The sequence below is a fragment of the Pseudoalteromonas sp. S16_S37 genome (assembly GCF_014694405.1).
GTDB lineage: Bacteria > Pseudomonadota > Gammaproteobacteria > Enterobacterales > Alteromonadaceae > Pseudoalteromonas.
The window spans coordinates 1-750 of record NZ_JAAUWV010000177.1 but is presented as its reverse complement, the minus strand read 5'-3'; the positions used below and the strand labels follow the sequence as shown (position 1 = coordinate 750).

Here is a 750-nt window from a genome sequence, read left to right as displayed (position 1 = left end):
AGAGGTATATTTACTTGATTTAGCCATTTTAACCTTCTTTTTACATCGTCGACCTACACAGATCGCACTTCAACTTGTGATCTAGATACTATGTAAAAGTTAGTGAAAGTTTAATAGGCCGCGGACTACGCGGACATCTACGCGGACATCCATTTAAACAAGGACATCTACGCGGACATCCATTTTAAACAAGTACACCGCAAGAATTAGTTAAAACTCACCAACTCCACATAAATTATCAATCTACGCACCTTTAGTACCAATTTTGTGATACGCGTATAGACTGTTTTGCCGTTTTGCCTGTTATTTAGATACGACTTTCCCTGCCCTTTCTTTTTAGCATCTGAACATATTATTTAATGAAGCAATTGTCGATTAGGCCAATAGTGCTTTGCTGCTGTTGATATTTCTTCGTCGCTTCAGAGTAGCTCGCTCACAATACTTATCAAGTGCTTGCTCCTTTCCAACAGCACCATGAAATATTTTCTCAAACTGAGTAGTCAATTTCAGCCAATTCTCTGCTTTAATGTTCAACCGCCCGAGAATTGGGGCTTGGTGTTGCTCTATGTAGCCCCGTTTGTCGGTCCGAATACATTTGCCTGTCAGTTCAACTAATTCCAAATAGCTTTTAAGTTCAAATGGTAGCCCTTTGGGCATGTGTTTTCGTGGACTACCTGCAAAGCGTGCGAGTTGTTTTGGCTGCTTACCTTCTGTGGCATGTGCACAGCGTATTTTAATACTGGTGTGGGC

Annotated in this window: 1 pseudogene; it reads right to left on the bottom strand. The window is 41.1% G+C overall.

The window, feature by feature from the left end:
• Positions 1-375 precede the first annotated feature (375 nt).
• Positions 376-750 (bottom strand): annotated as a pseudogene (locus tag HC733_RS22495) (transposase); the annotation flags it as partial.